This window comes from Streptomyces sp. URMC 124 (assembly GCF_051386455.1).
Classification (GTDB): Bacteria; Actinomycetota; Actinomycetes; order Streptomycetales; family Streptomycetaceae; genus Streptomyces.
Map to the genome: position 1 here is coordinate 1 of NZ_JBPQTS010000267.1, position 4522 is coordinate 4522.

Here is a 4522-nt window from a genome sequence, read left to right on the forward strand (position 1 = left end):
GCCCCCCCCCCCCCCCCCCCCCCCCCCCCCCCCCCCCCGGGACCTGCGCGCCTTCCTCACCGCTTACGAGCAGTTCCTGCTCTCCCTCCTGGACCCGGCCCAGGAGCGGCACTTCGCCCGCACCTTCTACCGCCTCGCCGACCACGCCTCCACCGGCGTCCTGTCGGCCGCCCTGCGCGGCGAGGCAGCCGCCCGCACCCTCGTCCGCGTCTGGAACCGGCCGCACCTGCACACCGCGGCCGCCCGCCCCACCCTGCACGACGCCCTGCTCGCCACCGACCTGCTGGAGCACGCGCTGCGCCCGCTCGCGGCCACCCCGCCCGCCACCGGCGTCACCCACGCCGTCAGCGGAGGGCTCGCGACGCTGCCCGGCCTGGTCGCCCACCACCGGCACGGCACGCCCTTCCTCCTCACCGAGCACGGCATCTACCTGCGCGAGCGCTACCTGAGCTTCCGAGCCGAGCCCTACCGCTGGCCGGTCAAGGCCCTGCTGCTGGGCCTGTTCCGGATGCTCGCCGTCGAAAGCTACCGGTGCGCCTCCCTGGTCACCCCCGGCAACCGCTACAACCGGCGCTGGGAGGAGCACGGCGGCACCCCGCCCGACCGTATCCGCACCGTCTACAACGGCGTCGACCCCACGGCGTTCCCGCCCGCCGGGCCCGAGCCGGACACCCCGACGCTCAGCTGGGCCGGGCGCGTCGACCCCATCAAGGGACTGGAGACGCTCATCCGCGCCTTCGCGCTCGTCCGCGAGGAGATCCCCGAGGCCCGGCTGCGGCTCTTCGGCGGCACCCCGCGCGGCGGCGAGGGCTACCGCACCGCCTGCGAGAAGCTCGCCGCGGACCTCGGCGCCGGTGAAGCCGTCGTCTTCGAAGGGCGCGTCGACGACATCCGCGACGCCTACGCCGCGGGCAACGTGGTGATGCTCTCCAGCATCAGCGAAGGCTTCCCCTTCACCCTCATCGAAGCCATGTCGTGCGGCCGGGCCACCGTCTCCACCGACGTCGGCGGCGTCAGCGAGGCCGTCGGCGACACCGGGCTCGTCGTACCGCCCCGTGACCCCGAGGCCATGGCCCGCGCCGCGCTCAAGCTGCTGCGCGACCCGGCGCAGCGCGCGGACATGGGGGAGCGGGCCCGCCTCAGGGTGATCGAGCAGTTCACTCTGAGGCAGACCATCGACGCCTTCCGCGACATCTACCACGACCTCGCCGGCACCCGCCGGCCCGAGACCCTCGACCGGTCCCGGCGCAAGCAGGCCGAACCGGCCCGGGCCCTCGCGGACGCCGAGAGACCCGTCATGGCCATGGCCGCGGGCGGTGCGGGATGAGCGGCTTACTCCGTCTCGTGCCCGACGAGCCCGAGCCCGACCACGGGCCGGCGGCCGCACCCGTACCGGTGCGGTCCCGGCCGCGGCCCAGCTGGGCCGCCGACCCCGTGGACGACCTCGCCCGGCAACTGGCCGAGGTGTGCGCCGTGGCCGTCCACCCCGACGAGATCGCGGCCGTCCTGGAGGCCGACGGCCTCACCGGCGAACAGATCACCGAACGCTACGGGAAGGCCGACGCCTTCGAGCTCGCCGCGGAGCTCTACGCGCGCGTGCCCCGCAGCCACCCCGAACCCGCTCCCCGTCCGGACCCCTGGAAGGTCACCCCGGGCCGCTTCGTCCTGCGGGCCCTGGTGTTCACCCTTCCCGGCTTCGGCTACTCCCTCGCCGCGCCGCTGATGGCCGGTGCCAGGGACGGCTACGGCCTGCCGCTCGGCACGGCGGGCCTCGTCGCCTCCGCGCTCGTGGCGTGGGCGTGGAACCAGGCCCTCGCCCACCGCGCCTACCTGCGCCTGGCGACGGGCGGCCGCAGCGCGGCGGCCCGCTGCCTGCAGTGGGGCGCCCCGCTCGGCGCCCTCCTGGCCGCGGCCACGGCGGTGATCCCGCCCGGCCTGCCGGGAGTCGCCGCCTTCGCCGCCGGCCAGGCGCTCTACCTCGGCGCGGCAACGGTCCTGCTGGTGCTCGGCCGCGAGCGGCTGCTCCTCCTCACCCTCACGCCCACCGCGGCCGGGGGAGCGGCGCTCCTGGCCGTCCGGCCGCCCGACGCCCTGCGCACCGCCCTGCTCCTGGCCACCGCCGGGGGCGTGTGCGCCGCGGCGGCCCGCGAGGTCCTGCGGGCCCGCCGCGAAGGCGAACCACCCCGGCAGCCCGCCCTGTCGCCGCTGGCCTCCGTCCCGTACGGCCTGTTCGGCCTGGGGTGCGGCGTGCTGACGACCCTCGCCGCACTGGGCGACGTCCTGCGCCGCACCCCGGGCGCGACCACCGCCGGGGCAGCCGTCATCGCGCTCACCCTCAGCATGGGAGCCGCGGAATGGCTGCTCTACCGCTGCCGCGGCACGGCGCTGGCGGCACTCGCCCGCTCCACCACCACCGCAGGTCTCAAGCTCGGCGCGGCACGCGTGCTGGGCCTGTGCGTCGCCGCCTACCTCGCGGCGCTCGCCCTGCTCGCCCTGGCCACGGGGGCGCTGTGGCCGGACGGCCCGCCGGTCACCGCCGGACGGACCGCCTCCCTGCTCGCCCTGGGCGCCGTCCTGTGGACCGGGCTGCTCCTGCAGGCCTTCGGCGTCGCCTGGCTGCCGGCCCTGGTGTGCCTGGCCGCGGCCGGCGCCGAGTCGGCCGCCGCCGCCTCGCGGATCTGCGCCCCCGTCACCGCCCAGCTCGTCGTCTGTACGGCGGCGGCAGCCTGCCTGCTCGCCGCCGCCACCGCCCTGCTCAGCCGGATCACCACACACCGCTGACGCACCGTTCGCTCCGTCCCCGCTCCACCGCGGCCCGAGCCGGCCGCCACCGCTCACGCAAAGGGAGACCGTCATGCCCGCATCCGCCCCCGCACCCGTAGCCGTCACCGGCGCGGAAGGCTTCATCGGCTCGCACCTGGTGGAGGCGCTCGTCGCCGCCGGCCACCGGGTCCGCGCGATGGTGCAGTACAACTCCTTCTCCTCCTACGGATGGCTGGAGACCCTGCCCGCCGAGGTGATGGACGACGTCGAGGTCGTCCTCGGGGACGTCCGCGACCCCGGCTCGGTCCACGGCCTCGTCACCGGCACCGAGGCGGTCTACCACCTGGCCGCCCTCATCGCGATCCCCTACTCCTACCGCGCCCCGCACAGCTACGTGGAGACCAACGTCACCGGCACCCTCAACGTGCTGGAGGCCGTCCGTCACCTCGGCATCCCGCGCCTGGTGCACACCTCCACCAGCGAGACCTACGGCACCGCGCAGACCGTGCCCATCAGCGAGGATCACCCCATCAACACCCAGTCGCCGTACGCCGCTTCGAAGGCCGGCGGCGACCGCCTCGCCGACAGCTACCACGCCAGCTTCGACGTCCCCGTCGTCACCCTGCGCCCCTTCAACACCTTCGGCCCGCGCCAGTCCATGCGGGCCGTCATCCCCACCGTCATCGGCCAGGTCGCCGCGGGGGAACGCACCATCACCCTCGGCGACCTGCGTCCCACCCGTGACTTCAGCTACGTCAAGGACACCGTCGCCGCCTTCCTCGCCGTCGGCACCGCCCCCGCCGCCGACGTCGTCGGACGCACGTTCAACGCCGGTACGGGCGAGGAGATCTCGGTCGGCGACCTCGTCACCCTCATCGGCAAGATCATGGACGCCGAGCTGGAGGTCCGCTCCGACCAGGAGCGCATCCGGCCCGCCGCCTCGGAGGTCATGCGCCTGGTGTGCGACGCGACCCGGCTGCGCACGGCCACCGGCTGGGCCCCCGCTCACACCCTTGAGCAGGGGCTCGCCCAGACCGTCGCGTTCTTCCGCGACCCGCTGAACCTCGGCCGGTACAAGGCCGGCATCTACAACGTCTGACGCGACGGGCACCGCTCGCCCCACGTCACCCACGCAGAGAGGAACAGCACCCATGCATGTCGTCATCCTTGCCGGAGGCAAAGGCGTCCGGCTCCGCCCGTACACCACCGCCCTGCCCAAGCCTCTGGTCCCGATCGGCGAGGAGCACGCGATCCTGGAGATCGTGATGCGCCAGCTCGCCCGCGCGGGCTTCACCAGCTGCACCCTGGCCATCGGCCACCTCGGCCACATCATCCGCGCCTACGTCGGCGACGGCTCCCAGTGGGGCATACGCGTCGACTACACCACCGAGGAGAGCCCCCTTGGCACCATGGGCCCCCTCCTGACCATGCTCGACCGGCTGCCCGAGCACTTCCTCGCCATGAACGGCGACATCCTCACCGACCTCGACTTCGGCGATGTGTACCGTACGCACGTGGCCTCCGCAGCCCCGCTGACCATCGCGACCTACGCACGCCAGGTGAGCATCGACTTCGGGGTGCTGACCACCGACTCCGGCAGAGTCGTCGGCTTCGCGGAGAAGCCCAGAATGGACTACCGGGTCTCCATGGGCGTCTACGGCGTCTCCCGCTCCGCCCTCGCCCGCTACACCCCGGGCCTCCCGCTGGGCTTCGACGAGCTGGTGCTGGACATGCTGGAGGCGAACACCCCGCCGCGCGC

General features: G+C 74.4%; 4 protein-coding genes. All 4 read left to right on the plus strand.

The window, feature by feature from the left end; genetic code table 11:
- A partial coding sequence (gene pelF / locus ACSNOG_RS31850) for a GT4 family glycosyltransferase PelF (RefSeq protein WP_436756182.1) occupies positions 1–1327 on the plus strand: 1327 nt, incomplete at its 5' end.
- Complete coding sequence (locus ACSNOG_RS31855) at positions 1324–2781, plus strand: hypothetical protein (RefSeq protein WP_436756183.1); 1458 nt, start codon at positions 1324–1326, stop codon at positions 2779–2781. The genes pelF and ACSNOG_RS31855, both read left to right, overlap by 4 nt.
- A 73-nt stretch (positions 2782–2854) precedes the next feature.
- Positions 2855–3862: an SDR family NAD(P)-dependent oxidoreductase gene (locus ACSNOG_RS31860; protein WP_436756184.1), complete on the plus strand. Its 1008-nt coding sequence runs from the start codon at positions 2855–2857 to the stop codon at positions 3860–3862.
- Positions 3863–3914: 52 nt separating this feature from the next.
- Positions 3915–4522 (plus strand): nucleotidyltransferase family protein (locus tag ACSNOG_RS31865; RefSeq protein ID WP_436756185.1); only part of this gene is annotated, 608 nt, incomplete at its 3' end.

Coding starts and splice junctions, on each gene's coding strand:
- ACSNOG_RS31855 (WP_436756183.1), top strand. CDS start 1,324: ATGAGCGGCTTACTCCGTCTCGTGCCCGACGAGCCCGAGCCCGACCAC.
- ACSNOG_RS31860 (WP_436756184.1), top strand. CDS start 2,855: ATGCCCGCATCCGCCCCCGCACCCGTAGCCGTCACCGGCGCGGAAGGC.